Source organism: Streptomyces sp. NPDC053541, from assembly GCF_044544705.1.
In the GTDB taxonomy this organism is placed as follows: Bacteria; Actinomycetota; Actinomycetes; order Streptomycetales; family Streptomycetaceae; genus Streptomyces.
On record NZ_JBITXM010000003.1, the window covers coordinates 240,961 to 258,699 of the forward strand.

Below are 17,739 nucleotides of genomic sequence, written 5' to 3' on the forward strand. Positions count from 1 at the left end.
ACAGCCCCACCCGTCACCCGTCACCCCGGCGAGCCGGCCGCGACGGCGACCGCCGGCCGAACGGGGCGGCCGGACTCACGCGTACCAGCCGAAGCGCTCGGAGATCACCGGCAGCCGGTCGGCGACCAGCCGGTGCGCCGCCACCCGCGCCGTGGTCCCGTCCCGCTCGGCCCGGGTCAGCACCTGCTCGACCAGCGCCCGCATCGAGCGCCGGATGTGCGCGAAGGCCTCGTCCGGGTCGGCGCCGATGTCGCCGAACAGCGTCCACCACCACCAGGCGTTGGTGGCCGAGTTGACCACCACGTCCGGCAGCACCGCGATGCCGCGCGCGGCCAGCAGCTCCTCGGCCTCCGGCAGCACCGGCATGTTGGCCGCCTCGACCACCCAGCGGGCCGTGATCCGGGCCTGGTTCCCCGCGTCGACCGCGTACGAGACGGCGGCCGGCACCAGCACGTCCGCGTCCGCCGACAGCCAGGCGTCGCCGGCCAGTTCGAGGTCGCCGGGCCGCAGCGCCGAGCGGTCCACCGTGCCGTACGCGTCCCGCGCGGCGAGCAGCGCCTCCACGTCCAGGCCCTCGGCGTTCGCGACGGTGCCCTTCACGTCGGCCACGGCCACCACCCGCAGCCCGGCCCGGGCCAGGAAGCGGGCCGTCGCGCCGCCCATGGTGCCGAAGCCCTGCACCGCGACCCGGGTGCCGGCGTGCGGCACGCCCGCCCGGTCGAGGGCGGTCAGCACCGACTCGGCGACCCCGCAGCCGCCCGCCAGCTCGTCCAGGCCGATGCCGTCGACCTCGACCGCGAACGCGTCGGCGAGCCGCCGCCGCGCCTCCGCCTCGTCGTCGAGCAGCGGGTACACCGCCTGCACCGAGGACGTCAGTCCGGCCTCCGCGACCGCCCGGTCCACCAGGTCCTGGGTGAGCCCCAGGTCCTCGCCGGTGGTCCAGAACCGCTCGACGTACGGGCGCATCGCGCGCAGATAGCGCACCAGGACGCCGTACGCCTCGGGGTCGCGCGGGTCGCAGTCGATGCCGCCCTTGGCGCCGCCCAGCGGCACGTACCGCGCGCTCGGGTCGTAGTGCAGGGCCTCCTTCATCGTCATCCCGCGGGCGAGTCCGGCCACCTCGTCGAGCGTGCAGCCGGCCCGCATCCGCAGCCCGCCGCTCGCCACCCCGCGCACCAGGCGGTCGATGACCAGATGGCCTTGGCGGCCGGTCACGTGGTCGGTCCAGCTGACCGACACCAGCGGCGCGGGGGAGGCGGAGGCGGGGGGATTCACAGGGGGCATCGGGGGGACTCCTCGGACACGGTGCCTCCGGGCGGGTACGGCAGGGCACGATACTGACTGAACCGTCAGTCAGTATCGGAAGGGTGTCCGGCACTGTCAACGTCCCTGGAGCGGCCCTTCCGGGAGGCGCGCGGCGCGGGCCCGGGGCGCCGGGGCGGTACGGGGGCGCGAGGCGGGGCGCGGACGCGGTCGCCGCACATCCCTTAGGGTCGGAAAATGGCCAAGTACTTCGACGTGCACCCGCAGTCCCCGCAGCCGCGCACCATCGGCACCGTGGTCGAGAGCCTCCGGGCCGGAGCCCTCATCGCCTATCCGACCGACTCCTGCTTCGCGCTGGGCTGCCGGATCGACAACCACGAGGGCGTCGAGCGGATCAAGGCGATCCGCAAGCTCGACGACCGGCACCACTTCACCCTGGTCTGCGAGAACTTCGCCCAGCTCGGGCAGTTCGTCCAGGTCGACAACAACGTCTTCCGCGCGGTGAAGTCGGCGACCCCCGGCAACTACACCTTCATCCTGCCGGCCACCCGCGAGGTCCCGCGCCGCCTGCTGCACCCCAAGAAGAAGACGGTCGGCGTCCGCATCCCGGACCACCCCGTGGCCCGCGCCCTGCTCGCCGAACTCGGCGAACCCCTGCTGTCGAGCACCCTCCTGCTGCCCGACGAGGACGAGCCGCTGACCCAGGGCTGGGAGATCAAGGACCGCCTCGACCACCTCGTCGACGCGGTCGTGGACTCCGGCGACTGCGGCACCGAGCCGACGACGGTCGTCGACTTCTCCGGCGGCGAGCCCGAGATCGTCCGGCGCGGCGCGGGCGACCCGTCCCGCTTCGAGTGACCGGACCGGGTGCCCGTACGCCCCCGGTCCGCCCTCCGGGGCCACCCGACCTGCTGCGATGTCGGTGGGGCGGGTTAGTGTGCCCTGACAGGACCAGTGGATCGACAGGACGACAAGCCGACAAGGCGCCGCGGCAGGCGCCGGCGACACGGAAGAACGGAGGCCGACCATGGGCAGACCCCGTGCCGGCCGGCCGCCGGGCACCCGGATCAACCACGACGGGCTGACCCAGCGCCAGCAGCAGATCCTCGACATCATCCGCACCCACACCCGGCGGCACGGCTTCCCGCCCTCCATGCGGGAGATCGCCGCCGGCGCCGGCCTGCTCAGCACCTCCAGCGTCTCGCACCAGATCCGGGCCCTGGAGAAGAAGGGCTTCCTACGGCAGGACCCACAGCGGCCCCGCGCCTATGTGATCGCCGAGCGGCCCGAGGACGAGTCGGCCGAGGGCGCCCGCGAGCGCCGCCTGGAGCAGGAGGGCGAGCGCCAGGCGGTGACCGTGCCGCTGGTCGGACGCATCGCGGCCGGTGTGCCGATCACCGCCGAGGAGATGGTCGAGGACACCCTGGTGCTGCCCGCCCAGGTGGTCGGCGCGGGCCGGCTGTTCGCCGTGACCGTCGTCGGCGACTCCATGCGCGACGCGCACATCGAGGACGGCGACGTGGTGGTCGTGCGCGCCCAGGACACCGCCGACGACGGGGACATCGTGGCCGCCATGCTGGACGGCGAGGCCACCGTGAAGCGCCTCGCCCACGAGGGCCCGCACGTCTGGCTCAAGCCGGCCAATCCCGACTACGAGCCGATCCCCGGCGACGAGGCGGTCGTCCTCGGCAAGGTGGTCTCCGTCCTGCGCCGCCTCTGAGGCCCCACGCGCCGCCCGCCCCGTGCCGGCGCCGGCGCGGGGCTCAGCCCAGCGCCGCGGTGTCCGGCACCACCACGCCGTACAGGTCGCCGATGGTGGCCAGCGCGCCCAGGTGCAGCTGCTCGGCCGGGACCGTGCCCTCCGGGGCGGGCAGCGCCCGGGTGGCGCAGGCGGCGGCGACGACCGTCGGGCGGTTGCCGCGCAGGAAGGCGCCGGCGGTCGTGAAGGCCACGCACATGTGGGTCATGAAGCCGGCGATCACCACGTCCTGGTGGCCGGCCGCGTCGAGCAGCTCGCCCAGCTCGGTGCCGACGAAGGCGTCCGGGGCGGTCTTCACCACGACCGGCTCGCCCTCCACCGGCGCCACGCGCGGGTGGATCCGCCCGATCTCAGCCCGGATGTCGTACGGGGTGCCCTCGCCGCCGTCGTTGACGACGTGGACGACCTTCGCGCCGGCGGCCCGGGCCTTCCCCAGCAGCTCCTCGGCGGCGTCGAGCGCCGCCTCCCAGCCCTCCAGCTCCATCACGCCCCGGGTGTAGGTGTTCTGGTAGTCGACGAGGACCAGGGTCGAACCGGCCAGCGAGGCCGGCGCCTGCTCGAAGCCGCTGAGCTCGCGCAGGGTGGTGGACGGCGTGGTGGCGGACATGGCGATCCCCTTCTCAGGGTCGTGGACGGAGGCTGTGGTCCAGTCGTGAACGGGGCCGCGCACGCGGCCCGGTGACTGTGCCTCCACGCTACGAACCCCGCCCCGATGGCGGCAATGTCATCCGAGTTGCAGATCCGGACATCGCCGCCGAGGGGGCGGGGTTCGTGCGGCCCGAGCGTGCTCAGCGGCCCCCGGCCGCGCCCTCGCCGACCGGGTCGAGCCGCTCCTCCTGCGGGCCGCCTCCATGGGCCTCCACGGCACCGGACCCGGCCGCCACCGCCGCGGACGTTCCGGCCGCCGGCGAGCGCCGCCGGCGCAGGCCGGTGAGGCGGGTGGCGAGCGGCTCGGTCCAGCGGGCCGTCAGCGGGCCCAGGACGACCAGGATCAGCACGTACGCGGTGGCCAGCGGCCCGAGCGAGGGCTCGATGCCCGCCGTGACCGCGAGTCCCGCGATGACGATGGAGAACTCGCCGCGCGCCACCAGGGTGCCGCCCGCCCGCCAGCGCCCGCGCGCGGAGATCCCGGCCCGGCGGGCCGCCCAGTACCCGGTGGCGATCTTCGTACCGGCCGTGACGACGGCCAGCGCGAGCGCCGGCAGCAGCACCGGCGGGATGCTCGCCGGATTGGTGTGGAGCCCGAAGAACACGAAGAACACCGCGGCGAACAGGTCCCGCAACGGGCTCAGCAGATGGTGCGCGCCCTCCGCGACCTCGCCGGACAGCGCGATGCCGACCAGGAACGCGCCGACGGCGGCGGACACCTGGAGCTGCTGGGCGACGCCCGCGACGAGCAGGGTCAGACCGAGCACCACGAGGAGCAGCTTCTCCGGGTCGTCGCTGGAGACGAAGCGGGAGATCAGGCGTCCGTAACGGAGCGCGAGGAACAGCACGAGCCCGGCCACGCCCAGCGCGATCGCCAGCGTCACGCTGCCGGCCGCCAGCCCGACGCCGGCGAGCAGGGCGGTGACGATCGGCAGGTAGACGGCCATGGCCAGGTCCTCGAGGACCAGGATGCTGAGCACCACCGGCGTCTCGCGGTTGCCGAGCCGGCCGAGGTCGCCGAGCACCTTGGCGATGACGCCCGAGGAGGAGATCCAGGTGACGCCGGCGAGCACCACGGCCGCGACCGGGCCCCAGCCGAGCAGCAGTGCCATGGCGGCGCCGGGCAGGGCGTTGAGGGCGGCGTCGACGAGTCCGGCGGGGTACTGCGTCTTCAGATTGGTGACCAGGTCCGTCGCGGTGTACTCCAGGCCCAGCATCAGCAGGAGCAGGATGACGCCGATCTCGGCGCCGATGGCGACGAACTCCTCGCTGGCGCCGAGCGGGAGCAGCCCGCCCTCGCCGAAGGCGAGGCCGGCGAGCAGATAGAGGGGGATCGGGGAGAACTTCAGCCGTCCGGCGATCCGGCCGAGGAGGCCGAGACCGAGGATGATCGCTCCGAACTCGATGAGGAAGACGGCGGACGAGTGCATGGATCACTCCCTTTCGAGTATCAGGGCGGCGGCGTCGACCCCTTCGCGGGTGCCGATCACGATGAGGGTGTCGCCCCCGGCGAGGCGGAAGTCGGGGCCGGGGGAGGGGATGGCGTCGGCGCGGCGCAGCACGGCCACGATGGAGACGCCGGTCTCGGTCCGCATCCGGGTGTCGCCGAGGTGGCGGCCGTTCCAGTGGGAGCCGGAGGACAGTTCGATCCGCTCGGCGACCAGGCCGAGGTCGGTGGTGGAGAGCAGGCTGGGGCTGTGGTGCGCGGGCATCAGGGCGTCGATGAGGGCCTCCGACTCGGCGGCGGTCAGCCGGACCGACAAGGAGCATTCGTCGGGGTCGTCCCGGTGGTAGGCGCTGAGGGTCCGGCTGCCATCGCGGCCGGCGACCACGGAGAGCCGCCGGTCCTCACGGGTCGTCAGGTCGTAGCGGACGCCGATGCCGGGCAGCGGGGTGCGGCTCATGCGGGTCGCGGTCACGGGGGGAACTCCTCGCAGGGGGACGGGAAGCGGGCACGCGGAAGGAAGGCGTCCGGGGACACGGGCGTCTTGGTAATTACTTTACCCAGGCGACAAAAGGGTCGATCGGCGGCCAAAGGTCACGAGCAGGGGCATCCGCGGCCGGGATCGGGACGAACCGGTACGCTGCCGCGCGTACCAGCGGCAACCGGAGGGAACGATTCGGCTCATGGGGCGTCAGAAGCACAGGCACATATCGGCATTGGCGGCCGCGGCGGCGCTGCTGCTCGGCACCGTCACGGGCTGCGCCGCCCAGGACGGCCCCGGCGGCGGCCCCGGCCGGGACGCCAAGGGAACGGCCACCGCCACCCCCGGCCACGGCGGCGGCACGGAGCGGCCCGGCGGCGCACCCGGCGGCGCGGGCGCCGACGCCGGCACCCTCCCCGGGCTGCCGGGCGCCGCAGAGGCCCGCGCCCGGCTCGCCGCGCTCAAGGTCGCGCCCCGGGGCTCGATGACCGGATACGACCGCGACAAGTTCCCGCACTGGGCCGAACAGGGCGAGAACTGCAACACCCGCGAGACCGTCCTCGAACGCGACGGCACCGGCGTCCGCCGCGACTCCCAGTGCCGCGCCGTCTCCGGCACCTGGTTCAGCGTCTACGACGGAAAGACCGTCACCAAGGCCTCCGGCCTCGACATCGACCACATGGTGCCGCTCGCCAACGCCTGGCGCTCCGGCGCGAGCGCCTGGACCCAGGAGAAGCGCCGGGCCTTCGCCAACGACCTCACCCACCCCCAGCTCCTCGCGGTGTCCGCCGTGACCAACCGCTCCAAGGGAGACCAGGGCCCGGACGAGTGGCAGCCGCCCTCCCGCGGCTACTGGTGCGTCTACGCCCGGGCCTGGACCTCGGTGAAGGCCACCTACGGCCTCACCGTCACCCGCGCGGAGAAGGCCGAACTCGCCACCATGCTGGACACCTGCCGCTCCTGACGGAAACCCGGCCCCCCACCCGGCCGAACCGGACCACGGCCCCCGTCCCCCACCATTCGCGGGGGACGGGGGCCGCCGGATTATGGGGGCGGAACTCCCATGTGCGGGTGCGGCGGATGGCGTTGACTGGCGCATGCCGAACGGCCGGCCGGTACGGACACCACCCACCGTGTGCGCCCAGGCGCACCCGCCACGAAGGAGACGAACCTCATGAGCAGCGTTCTCAAGCTCCAGAACCTCGAGGCCACCGCCGCCACCAACAGCGCCGCCGTGGTCAGCCTCACCAGCTCCAGCAGCACCTGCTGCTCCACCAAGCCCGAGGCCTCCTGACCCAGCGGCCGGCGGTCCGCGCGGGGGTGCACGGGGCACCCCCGCGCGGACCCCGCGCCCCACGGTCCACCCCGATCACTCCCGGTCCTTCCCGGCCGTCGGCGGGCGGCGGCCTCCGGACGAACGCAGAGGCTGAGCTGAGGCTGAGATGCGCAACGAACGATGGGTCAACCGGTTCCTCTTCGCCTGGAACGACACGCTGTTCTTCGATCCCCTCGACGTCGACTACGTCCCGCGCGAGGACCACTTCCTCGCCGGCCTGGACCGGCCGACCCGGGACCGCTTCGTCCGCAGCGGCATCTGGTGGAGCCACCGCCACGACCCCGAACTGCCCGCCCAGGGATGGAAGATCCACGTCTCGGCGGACCACCGCAACGTGCGCGAGATCGCCGCGACCGTGATCGGCTACCTCACCTCCCACGGGCACGACTTCAAGATCGCGCTCGACCTCAACATCTTCGAGATGCTCAACTCCAAGGGCATGGCACGCGGCAGCGGCGGCAAACTCGTCACCGTCTACCCCCGCGACGAGCAGCGCTTCCGCGACTGCCTCGCCGGCCTCGCCCGCCTCCTCGACGGCGCCGAGGGCCCGTACATCCTGTCCGACCTGCGCTACAAGGACTGCAAGGCGCTCTACTTCCGGTACGGACAGTTCCTCGACACCCACACCGTCGACGTCCTCGGCCGCCGCGTCCCGCACATCACCGGGCCCGACGGCACTCCCGTACCCGACGACCGGCGTCCCGGCCGGGCCCACCCCGCGTGGGTGCCGTGGCCCTTCGACGACTGGAAGCCCCAGGACCACGAGGACGACGACCCGGGCGACGGACTGCTCGGCGGGCGCTTCCGGGTGACCGGCGCCATCCAGTTCTCCAACAGCGGCGGCGTCTACACCGCCGAGGACACCGCCGACGGCGACCGCAAGGTGGTCCTCAAGGAGGCCCGCCCGCACACCAACCCCAACCCGCGCCGGGACCACGACGCCGTCGACATCCTCGCCCGCGAGTGGACCTTCCTCAACCGCCTCGCCGGCACCGGCCGCTTCCCCGCCCCCGTCGCCGCCTTCACGCACTGGGAACACCACTACATCGCCGAGTCCTTCGTCGAGGGCTCCGACATCCGCTCGGTGCTCCTGGAGCGCAACCCGCTGGCCCGCCCCGGCTTCGACGTCGAGCAGTCCAAGGACTTCCTGCGGATCTTCCTCACCGTCTTCCGCAGCCTCGCCCACGCCGTCGCGGCCGCCCACGAGCGGCACGTCGTGCTCGGCGACCTCACCGCCGCCAACCTCCTCATCGACCCCGACACCCACGAGGTGACCGTGGTCGACCTGGAGGCCTGCCGGCTCGCCGAGGACGCCCCGGACGCCGACGCCAACGCCCCCGACCAGGGCACCGACGCCGCCAAGCACGGCCTCGCCCAGCCCGTCGAGCTGTTCACCCCGGGCTTCAGCCTGTCCCGGCACATCTACCGGACCTTCGGCTACGAGGGCGACCTCTTCGCCCTCGCCACGACCATGGCCTACTTCGTCTTCCCGGTCGCGGCCATGTCCTATCTGCGCGAGAACGTCCTCGACAGCTACCGGCTGTACCTGGACTCCCTCGGCTGGCCCCGCTCCCTGCACACCCTCATCACCGAGCTGGCCGCCGCCCGGATCGGGCTGCCCGAGGTCCTCGACGCCCTCGCCGACCCCGAGGCCCTGATCGACCAGGTGCGCGCCCCCGCGCCCCGTACCGTCGACCCGGCCCCGCTCGCCGCGGCCGCCGACGGCGTCGCCGCCTTCATCACCGCCGCCGCCGACACCGGCCGCGCCACCCTCTTCCCGACCGACCCCTTCGCCCACGTCACCAACCCGCTCAGCCTCGGCTTCGGGGCGAGCGGCGTGCTGTGGGCCCTGCACGCCTCCGGACACCAGGTGCGGCCCGAGTGGCGCGCCTGGCTGCGCGAGAAACTGGCCGGAATCGACCACCGGGCCTACGCCGACGGGCTGATGAACGGCCTCGCCGGCATCGCCTGGGCCGCCGACACCCTCGGCCTGCACGCCGAGGCGCGCGACCTGCTCGACCAGGCCAACGCACGGGTCCGCGCCGCCGGCCACGAGAACGCCGACCCCACCTACTACTACGGCCTCGCCGGACTCGGCCTCACCAACCTCCGCTTCCACCTGCACGGCTCCGGACCGACCCACCTCGCCGCCGCCCGCGCCTGCGCCGAGGCCCTGCACGCCACCGCCCGGTGGGACGGCCCCCGCGCCCACTGGCTCAGCCCGTCCTCGCCCGGCACGCCGCTCACCGGCCTCGGCTTCGGCCAGGCCGGCCCCGCCCTCTTCCTGCTGCGCATGCACCAGGTCACCGGCGAGGAACGGCACCTGCGGCTCGGCCGGGCCGCCCTCGACCACGAGATGGCCCACGCCCGGCCCCTCGACGACGCCGGCGGCCCGCTCATGTTCGAGCACGAGGGCACCATGGAGCCCTATCTGGAGGTGGGCTCCGCCGGAGTGCTGCGGGTGCTGCTGCGGTACGGCGACCTGGACGCCGCCCGGACCGTGCTGCGCGGCCTCGACGTCGGCCACTCCGTCCTGCCCGGCTACTCCTTCGGCATGAGCGGCATCGCCGACGCCCTGCTCGACGCCGCCGCCTACACCGGCGACCCCACCCACCGCGCCACCGCGCTGCGCCAACTCGACGTCGTCCGCCAGGTGTTCCTCTTCGAACCCGAGCCGCGCTTCAACATCCCGCGCGACCCCGCCGGACCCGCCCCGCTCGGCGTCCCCGGCGAGGGGCTGCTGCGCTGCGCCACCGACTACCTCACCGGCTCGGCCGGCGTGCTGCGCGTCCTGCACCGGGTCCGGCACGGCGGCCCCGCCGACTTCCTCCTGGACGAGGTGGCCCGGTGAACCAGCTCTGGCACACCCTGCGCGGGCACCGCGGCCCCTTCACCGCCCTCCTCGCCGCCGAGGCGCTCACCGGCGGCACCGAGGCCCTGGTGCACCCGCTGCTCCTCAAGGCCCTGTTCGACCAGGCCATCCTCACCGCCGACTTCCGGCGCTTCCTGCTCCTCGGCGGCTGCTACCTCGCCCTCGGCCTCGGCCTCAACCTGGCCGGCTACGGCGCCACCCTGTGGCGCAAGCGCTTCGAGAACGGCTTCGTCCTCGCCCTGGAGACGGAACTCCTCGCCCGCACCCTGGAGTCGGACGGCCGCAGGATCGCCGGGCCGGGCAGCGCCTCGTACGTCAGCCGCATCCACAACGACGTGCGCGAGGGCGTCCTGCCGGCCGTCGACGTCGCCCTGCGCATCGCCCGCCAGGCCGTCGCCTCCGCCGTCTTCCTCGGCGTCCTGCTCTACCTCTCCTGGCAGGCCAGCCTGGTCCTCCTGGTGATCGTGCCGCCGCTGGTCCTCGCCAGCAACCGGCTCGCCCGGCGCATCGCCCGCAACACCGACGCCGAGCGCGAGGCCGAGGCGCACTACGTCCACGTCCTCACCCGCACCCTCGCCGCCTTCCACGCCCTGCGCGGACTGCCCGCCCTGCTGCCCGGCACCCGGTCCGCCAACCGCGAGGCGCTCGGCGGCTTCCTCGGCATCACCTACGCCAACCACCGGCTGACCCAGCGCCAACGCACCCTCAGCGACCTGGTGATGAACCTGTCCGACACCGCGTCCATGGTCATCGGCGCCTTCTTCGTCTTCTCCGGCCGGATGTCCTTCGGCAGCTTCCTCGCCTTCGTCAACTCCCTGTGGCGGGCGGTCACCGGCATCTTCGACCTGGTCAACATGATCCCGCAGACCCGCCGCAGCACCGCCGTCCTGCTCCGCGTCGAGGCCCTGCGCGCCACCCCGCCCGCCCCCGGCCACCAGGAGGACCCGCTCATCCGGGTGCACGAGGCCCGCGTCCGGTACGGCGAGGGGGACGAGCGCCCGGCCCCGCTCGCCCTGCCCGAGCTCGTCCAGCGGCCCGGCGAGCACCTGCTCCTGCGCGGCCCCAACGGCTGCGGCAAGACCACCCTGCTGCACGTCCTGGCCGGCACCCTCGCCGCCGACTCCGGCCAGGTCACCCGGCCCGCCCGGGTCGCCGCCCTCACCGCCCCCGTCGAACTGCCCCCGCTGCCGGTCCGCGAACTCGTCCCCGACCCCGGCCTGCGCACCGCCCTCGACCTCGACGCGCTCGCCGACCGGCTGCCCGCCGACCTCTCCTCCGGGCAGCGCCAACGCGCCGGCCTCGGCGCCCTGCTGTCCGAGGACGCCGAGGCCTACCTCGCCGACGAACCCTTCGCCAACCTCGACGACCACAGCCGCGCCCGCGCCCTGAAGCTCCTCCACGAGCGCACCGCGGGCCGCGCCCTGCTCGTCGTCCACCACGGGGACGAGGCCGTCGACACCACCTTCGACCGGGTCGTACGGGCCGGGGCACCGGCCCAGGAACGGGCCGGCACCCGCTCGGCCTGACCGGCCGGAAGCGGCCTCACGGAGCCGAGCCCGTCACCAGGTCCCGGGCGGCCGACGCGAACGCCGCCCGGTTCGGGTGCCCGGTCTTCTGCAGGAGGCTCGACACGTGCTTCTCCACCGTGCGCGGCGAGATGTGCAGCCGGCCCGCGATGTCCCGGTTGCCGAAGCGCTCCGCGAGCAGCCGGGCCACCTCGAACTCCCGCACCGTGATCCCGCACCGGCGCAGCGGCGCCGGCACCCGGTCCGTGCCCGAGCGCCGCTGCCGCACCGGGACGCCCATCGCGCGCAGCAGGCCCCGGCAGGCACCGGCCACCGCCGGCAGGCCGGTCGCGTGGAAGAACTCCTCGGCCTCCCGCGCCCACTCCGCCGGCGCGCCCCAGCCGTCCTCGTACGCGACGGGCGCCACCAGCCGCATGCCGAGCCGCCCCGCCAGCGGATACGGGGCCGCCGCGACCAGCGCCGCCCCGGCCGCCGCCGTCGCCTCGGCCGCCCGGCCCTCGCGGCCGAGCAGCACCGCGTCGGCGAGCCCGGCGAACGGGCGGTTCCAGCGGGCCGCCGCCGCGCCCGCGGCGAGGGCCAGGTCGTGGTGGCGCCGGCCCGCCCGCCCGGCGAGCACCCCGCACAGCAGCGCCACCCCGTGCCGGCCGAAGTCGCACGCCACCGGGTTCTCCGCGTCGTACGCGAGGGCCTGCGCGAACTCCCGCTCGGCCGCCTCGTGGTCCTCCTGGAGCAGCGAGCAGAAGCCGCGCGCGAGCCCGAACTCCATCGCCCGCAGCCCCGGCGCCGCGTCCAGCACCGGCCCGAGCCGCCCCAGCGCCTCCCGCAGCTCCTCCGGGCGCCCCCGGTGCGCGACCCGCACCGCCTCCGCGAGCCGCCACAGCGCCACCGCCCGGCCCATGCCCCGGTGGGCCGCGTCCCGCTCCCCGTCCCGGATCAGCTCCGCGGCCGGACCGGACCGCCCGCGGCGCACCGCGTCGAGCGCCAGCGCGAACCCCGTCTCGTGCGCCTGCGGGGCGAGCCCCGCGCGCTCCGCCGCCCGCCGGGTCTCCTCCACGGCCGCCGTCAGCCCGTCCCGCCGCATCGCGAACCGCGCCAGACAGCCCTCGGCCGCGATCCGCAGCGCCGGATCCCCCGGCTCGGCCGAGGCCAGTGCCCGCGCCCGGGAGAACCGTTCCGCCGCACCCTGCCCGTCCGCGTCCTGGGTGAGCCGCCCGAGCGCCAGCAGCGCCCACCCGGTGAGCCCCGGCAGCCCCGCGGCGTGCCCGGCGTCCACCGCCCGGCGCGCGGCCGCGGTGGCGGTGCGCAGCCGCTCGGGCGCGAGCCGGGCCGGTTCGACGCGCGCGGCGGCCAGCTCGACCAGGGCGGTGGCGGCCCGGTCGTCCGCCGTGCCCAGCGTCCAGCGCGCCAGGTCGAGACGGCGCAGCGCCTCCTCGGGCCGGCCCGCCAGGGCGTGCACCTGGGCGATCCGGGCGTGCAGCCCGGCCCGCCGGGCCGCCGGAAGTCCGTGCCCGTCGCCCGGCAGCTCCAACGCGTCCGCCGGGAGACCGGCCACCCGGCCGGTCAGCAGCACCGCGTCCAGCAGCCCCTCCCGGCACCGGGCCCGCAACTCGGCCGGAACGGCCGGGGACAGCAGCCCGTGCGCGGTGGTGAGCAGCGCGAGCGCCCGGTCCGGGTCGCCCTCGGCGACGGCCCGCCGCGCCGCCTCCGCGTACCGCCGCAGCGCCCCCGCCGGGTCGCCGGCGCGCTCGTGCAGCCGGGCCGCCCGGGCGCACCAGGGCCCGGGCAGCCCCGGGTGCAGCTCGGCCACCGCCCGCACCGCCCGCCGGGCGGCCCGCAGCCGGTCGGCCGGGGACAGCTCCGCCCCCAGCACCCGGGCCGCGAGGGGATGCCGGAAGACGTACGCGCCGGGGTCCTCCGGGTCCGGCACCACCAGGTGTGCCTCGGCCGCCGCCCGCAGCAGCCCGGCCGTCACCGCCTCCTCGGCGCCCGCGGCGCGCGCCACCTCCGGCACTCCGAACCGCTCGCCGAACAGGGCGGCCGCCCCGAGGAGTCGCCCGGCGTCCGGCCCCAACCGCCCGGCCCGCCGGCGCACATCGGCCGCGACCGCCTCCGGCACCGCCGCCGCGTCGCCCCCGGGCTCGTACGCGCGGACCAGTTCCCGGACGAGGAAGGGCAGTCCGGCCGACTCGGCGAGCACCCGGCGCAGCAGCTCCGGCGGCAGCGCGGCCGATCCGTGCTCGGCTGCCGCGAGGCGCCGCACGTCCTCCGGGCCCAGCGGCGCGAGGTCGATCCGGTGCCGGGCGCGGGCGGCGAGGGCCGCCACCGGGCCGGGACCGGGCGAGACGGTGGCGAGGAGCACCACCGGCAGGGACGGCAGGTGGTCGAGCAGGTGGTCGACCACGGCCAGGGTGCCCGGATCGGCCTCGTGGAGGTCGTCCAGGACCAGCAGGAAGCCCCGCCGGTCGGCGGCCGAGGCGACGGTGCGGAGGACCGCCTCGGCCGCCACCAGGGGCGGCACGCCGCTCCTTCCCCCGACGAGCCGGGCGAGGATCCGCCCGTGGCCGCCCGGTCCCCCCGTCGCGGGCAGCCCCTCGGTCCGGGCCAGCGCGAGCAGCGCCTGGGCCAGCGGGCGGTAGGGGACGGCCGGGCCCACGGTCCCCGTCCGCCCGTGGGCCGCGCCCATCCCCGCCGCCCGCGCCGCGGCGACGGCCGCCGCCGCGAACCGGGTCCTCCCCACGCCCGGTTCGCCGCTGACGAACACCGCCGCGCCCCGCCCCGAGCGGGCCTCCCCGAGGGCCCGGGCGACGCGGCTCGACCCCTCGCCCCGGCCCACGAGTCCGCCGGGTCCCGGATCGGTACAGGCGTGCGGCTCCGTCATCTGCGCCCTCCCCTCGGGCCGCCCGGCGGCGGCGTGCCGGGCACGACGATAGGAAGGGCGGCGGTGCCCCCTGCAGCCGTCCGTTTGGGGGGCTTGTGCCGGGGGTCAGCCGGCGTCGAGGCTGTCCTCGCGGACCCGCCGGGCCAGGTCGATCTTGGTGTAGGCGGGGCGGCCGGCCTGGCGGTACTTGGCCTTGACCCGGTCGAGGTAGTCCTTCGCGGTGTGCACGGTGATCCCGGCGCGCCGGGCGGCGGACTTGAGCGTCATGCCCGACGCGTAGTCGAGCAGGATCTGGCGCTCGCGGGGCGAGAGGCTCGGCCGGGAGGGACTGCTGTCGTGGGCGCAGGCGAAGGCGAGTTCGGGGGAGTGGGCGCCGTGCCCGGCGACGATGTCCCGGACGGCGGCGACCAGGGTGGGCAGGTCGTTGTCCTTGGTCAGATAGCCGTCGGCGCCGGCCCGCACGGACTCGATGATCCGGGTGCGGTCGGGCACCGTGCTGATCACCAGGACCCGGGTGCCGGTGGCGAGCAGCCGCCGGATGTTGTCGGTGGGCGTGGAGCCGTCGCGCAGCAGCAGGTCGAGCAGCACGATGTCCGGGGGCGCGGCGCCGGACGCGGCCTGCCGGGCCAGGAGTCCGTCCACGGTGGACACCGTGGCGACCACCTCGATGCCGGGCGCGCCGCTGAGCCAGGACCGCATGCCGTCGAGCAGCATCCGGTCGTCGTCGACCACGGCCACCCGGATCACGCCGGCCATCGCAGCTCCACCCGTACGCCCTCGCCCGGTGCGGTGTCGACCACGGCCAGGCCGCCGACCTCGCTCATCCGGCTCTGGATCGAGCCGCGCAGCCCGAAGCCGGGCACGTGCGCGGCCGGGTCGAAGCCGGGGCCGCGGTCGACCACGGTGACCACGGCCCCGGGGCCCTCGGTCTCGCCGGTCGCGGTGAGCCAGGCCCGGCCGGTGCCGGCGTGCCGGCGCACGTTGTTGAGGGCCTCGCGGGCGGCGTCGGCGAAGGCGCCGGCGACGGCCGGCGGCACCTCGGGCAGCCGGTGGTACTGCGCGGTGATCCGCAGCCCGAGGCTCTCCACGGAGCCGGCCGCCTCCTCCAGGGCGGCGCCCAGGCCCGGGTGGTGGACCTCCTCGGCGGTCTGCTGCACGAGCCGCCGCAGATAGGCGGCCTCGCGGGCGCAGCGTTCGCGCACCTCGGGGGCGTTGGCGTCGACGCCGCCGGCCGCCAGGGTGGTGAGGGTGGCGAGCACGGTGTCGTGCAGTGCGCGGTGGTGGTCGAGCCGCTCGGCGTAGCGCGCCTTCTGCGTCTCGGCGGCGAGCGCCCGGGCGTTGGCCTCGTCCAGGAGCCGGCCCTGCCGGCGCAGGTACCACCACATCACCCAGGCCATCGCGGCCGAGGAGAGCAGCGAGTTGAGGTGTCCGCCGAGGACCGCGCGGCCGGCGCCGACCAGGTGGTAGCCGGCGAGGTGGGTCGCGACGAGGAGGGCGAGACCGGTCAGGGCCTCGACGCGGGGGAGGGCCACGGCGGCGACGGCGCTGGCCGAGCCGCCCAGCAGCATCGCCCAGCCGATCGCCGGGGTCTGCCGGACCCCGCCCCAGGCGTAGAGCGCGAGCGGCAGCAGGCAGCCGGTGACCAGGACGTCGGCCCGCACGTGCCGCGGGTCGAACCAGCCGCGGCGCAGTCCGCCGCCGTAGGTGAGGACGCTGAGCCCGAGGGCGGCGGCGATGCCCAGGTACGGGAGGGGGTGCCCGTCCCGGCGCTGGGCGACGGCGAGCACGCCGACGGTCAGATGGCTCGCCCGGTAGAGCAGGGTGGTGAGCATCATGAAGGACCGGGCGCGCTGGAGCGCCGAGCCGACGCCCTCCGGTCTGCGCAGCGCGCGCCGCCACCCTGTCGATAAGGACCACTCCGGCAAGACCGTGCCTCCCGTACCACCGTGCCCGACTGCCCCCGTCGCCCCGCATTGTGCCCGAGCGGGGAGCCGTCGGCAGGGCCGCTACCAGCCGTTTCGCAGACGGTGTGAAGGCGCTGTGCGCGCGGTGTGGCGGCGGCCCGTACTCGGGGGTAATAGGGGGCTTCCGAGGGCTTGTTGAGCGCGCCGGGTCCGTGCTTCCCTCGGGAGGTCCGCATCACTTACCGCGGGTAATGCCTGTCCGGAGCCGGAAGAAGGAACCCCCATGCCCTCTCCCCGTGAGCCCCGCCCCCAGCCCCGCCCCGGGTCCCCGCGCGGCCGGGCCCGCCGGCGTCTCGGCGGCTCCCTCGCCGCCGCGCTCGCCCTGCTCGCCGCCGTCGCGGGCTCCGGCGCCACCGCCGCCCCGGCCGCCGCGAGCCCCGCGCCCGCGGCCGCCTCAGAGGGGCTGCGCGAGGTGATGTTCGTCGGCAACAACTGGGACGGCACCGCCGATGTCATCGAGTCCCGGGGCGAGTTCCGCCGGATCGGCCGGGTGAACGTGATACCGGACCGCGAGGAGCGGATGCGCGAGATCTCCCTCGATCCGATCAAGCTCGCCTTCTTCCTCGGCGTGCGCAACGGGCCGGGCGAGGGCCACGACCAGTTCGTCGACGACATGTACGCCACCCCCGACGGCTCCGCCATGGTGGTCTCCCGGCCCAGCTTCGCCGACGTGGTCTCCGTCGACCTGCGCACCGGCCGCGTCAACTGGCGCTTCCCCGTGGCTGGTTACCGCTCCGACCACATGGCGGTCTCGCCCGACGGCACCCGGGTCGCGGTGTCCGCCTCCACCGCGAACACCGTGCACGTCCTCGACGTCGTCACCGGCCGGCAGCTCGGCTCCTTCAAGACCGGCGACAAGCCCCACGAGAACGTCTTCACCTCCGACGGACTGCTGTGGAACATGTCCATCGGCGAGGTCACCACCGCCCTCGACGCGCCCTGGCTCGACTGGACCAAGGGCGACCGCCGGATCACCGTGGTGGACGCCACCACCTTCCGCACCGTCCGCGTGGTCGACATGCGCGAACGGCTCGACGCCTTCGGCCGCGGCGACCTCTCCGACGCCGTGCGCCCGCTCGTCTTCACCCCGGACGAGCGGAAGATCTACTTCCAGGTCTCCTTCTTCAACGGCTTCCTCGAGTACGACGTCGCCACCGACCGGATCACCCGGCTGAAGACCCTGCCCGGCAACCCGGCCACCGACCCCGACCGCACCACCTGGGTCAACGACTCCCGTCACCACGGCCTGTCGATGAGCCCCGACGGGCGCAAGCTGTGCGTCGCCGGGACCATGGACGACTACACCACCGTCGTCGACCGCGCCACCCTCCAGGAGGGCCCGCTGGTCGAGACCGCCAAGCCCTACTGGGCCACCGTCAGCGGTGACGGACGCTCCTGCGTGGTCTCCGAGAGCGGCGCCGACCGGGTCAGCGCCATCGACTTCGGCACCGGGCAGCGGGTCGCCTCCGTGCAGGTCGGCGACCACCCTCAGCGGGTCCGGCTCGCCCGGGTGCCCGCCGACTGGACCGGCCCCACCACCCCCTGACCTCCCTCCCGACCCGAAGGAC

The 17,739-nt window shown here is 75.3% G+C and carries 14 protein-coding genes; 7 read left to right on the forward strand and 7 right to left on the reverse strand.

What is annotated here, in order from left to right:
- Window positions 1-75 precede the first annotated feature (75 nt).
- The gene (locus tag ACIGW2_RS08300) at window positions 76-1,284 is read right to left on the reverse strand and encodes a Glu/Leu/Phe/Val dehydrogenase dimerization domain-containing protein (RefSeq protein ID WP_399842052.1); all 1,209 of its coding nucleotides are present in this window, start codon (window positions 1,282-1,284) and stop codon (window positions 76-78) included.
- 216 nt (window positions 1,285-1,500) lie between these two features.
- Here ACIGW2_RS08300 and ACIGW2_RS08305 point away from each other — a divergent pair, with 216 nt between their 5' ends.
- Together ACIGW2_RS08305 and lexA are read left to right on the forward strand one after the other, a co-directional pair.
- A complete protein-coding gene (locus ACIGW2_RS08305; protein ID WP_356070963.1) occupies window positions 1,501-2,121 on the forward strand; it encodes an L-threonylcarbamoyladenylate synthase in 621 nt (206 codons plus the stop codon).
- Between the two features lie 169 nt (window positions 2,122-2,290).
- A complete protein-coding gene (lexA, locus tag ACIGW2_RS08310; RefSeq protein ID WP_361576292.1) occupies window positions 2,291-2,983 on the forward strand; it encodes a transcriptional repressor LexA in 693 nt (230 codons plus the stop codon).
- A gap of 43 nt (window positions 2,984-3,026) precedes the next feature.
- Here the strand turns inward: lexA and ACIGW2_RS08315 are convergent, their stop codons facing one another.
- The 3 genes from ACIGW2_RS08315 to ACIGW2_RS08325 form a co-directional block, all read right to left on the reverse strand.
- Window positions 3,027-3,629, reverse strand: coding sequence for a cysteine hydrolase family protein (locus tag ACIGW2_RS08315; RefSeq protein ID WP_399842056.1), 603 nt, complete (start codon window positions 3,627-3,629; stop codon window positions 3,027-3,029).
- A gap of 181 nt (window positions 3,630-3,810) precedes the next feature.
- Complete coding sequence (locus tag ACIGW2_RS08320; protein WP_399842059.1) at window positions 3,811-5,100, reverse strand: cation:proton antiporter; 1,290 nt, start codon at window positions 5,098-5,100, stop codon at window positions 3,811-3,813.
- Window positions 5,101-5,103: 3 nt separating this feature from the next.
- Complete coding sequence (locus tag ACIGW2_RS08325; protein WP_391652464.1) at window positions 5,104-5,574, reverse strand: cation:proton antiporter regulatory subunit; 471 nt, start codon at window positions 5,572-5,574, stop codon at window positions 5,104-5,106.
- A 223-nt stretch (window positions 5,575-5,797) separates the two neighbouring features.
- Between ACIGW2_RS08325 and ACIGW2_RS08330 the strand changes: the two genes are divergently transcribed.
- The 4 genes from ACIGW2_RS08330 to ACIGW2_RS08345 all read left to right on the forward strand — a co-directional run bounded on the left by ACIGW2_RS08330 (window position 5,798) and on the right by ACIGW2_RS08345 (window position 11,329).
- Complete coding sequence (locus tag ACIGW2_RS08330) at window positions 5,798-6,559, forward strand: HNH endonuclease family protein (RefSeq protein WP_391652128.1); 762 nt, start codon at window positions 5,798-5,800, stop codon at window positions 6,557-6,559.
- A 210-nt stretch (window positions 6,560-6,769) separates the two neighbouring features.
- Window positions 6,770-6,889 (forward strand): class III lanthipeptide, encoded by a 120-nt coding sequence (locus ACIGW2_RS08335; protein WP_356070950.1) that lies wholly within the window; start codon window positions 6,770-6,772, stop codon window positions 6,887-6,889.
- A gap of 148 nt (window positions 6,890-7,037) precedes the next feature.
- Window positions 7,038-9,782 (forward strand): class III lanthionine synthetase LanKC, encoded by a 2,745-nt coding sequence (gene lanKC / locus ACIGW2_RS08340; RefSeq protein ID WP_391652127.1) that lies wholly within the window; start codon window positions 7,038-7,040, stop codon window positions 9,780-9,782.
- Window positions 9,779-11,329 carry an ATP-binding cassette domain-containing protein gene (locus ACIGW2_RS08345; protein ID WP_399842064.1) on the forward strand — a complete coding sequence of 517 codons (1,551 nt, stop codon included), beginning with the start codon at window positions 9,779-9,781 and terminating at the stop codon, window positions 11,327-11,329. Before lanKC ends, ACIGW2_RS08345 begins: the two co-directional genes overlap by 4 nt.
- Before the next feature lie 16 nt (window positions 11,330-11,345).
- Here ACIGW2_RS08345 and ACIGW2_RS08350 read toward each other — a convergent pair whose 3' ends face one another.
- The 3 genes from ACIGW2_RS08350 to ACIGW2_RS08360 form a co-directional block, all read right to left on the reverse strand.
- Window positions 11,346-14,207 (reverse strand): AAA family ATPase, encoded by a 2,862-nt coding sequence (locus tag ACIGW2_RS08350; protein WP_399842067.1) that lies wholly within the window; start codon window positions 14,205-14,207, stop codon window positions 11,346-11,348.
- Window positions 14,208-14,312: 105 nt separating this feature from the next.
- Complete coding sequence (locus ACIGW2_RS08355) at window positions 14,313-14,963, reverse strand: response regulator transcription factor (RefSeq protein ID WP_399842070.1); 651 nt, start codon at window positions 14,961-14,963, stop codon at window positions 14,313-14,315.
- On the reverse strand, window positions 14,951-16,042 hold the full coding sequence (locus ACIGW2_RS08360; RefSeq protein ID WP_391652124.1) for a sensor histidine kinase: 1,092 nt from the start codon (window positions 16,040-16,042) through the stop codon (window positions 14,951-14,953). The genes ACIGW2_RS08355 and ACIGW2_RS08360 overlap by 13 nt, the downstream gene beginning before the upstream one ends.
- A gap of 352 nt (window positions 16,043-16,394) precedes the next feature.
- Between ACIGW2_RS08360 and ACIGW2_RS08365 the strand changes: the two genes are divergently transcribed.
- Window positions 16,395-17,717 carry a YncE family protein gene (locus ACIGW2_RS08365; RefSeq protein WP_391652123.1) on the forward strand — a complete coding sequence of 441 codons (1,323 nt, stop codon included), beginning with the start codon at window positions 16,395-16,397 and terminating at the stop codon, window positions 17,715-17,717.
- Window positions 17,718-17,739: the final 22 nt, after the last annotated feature.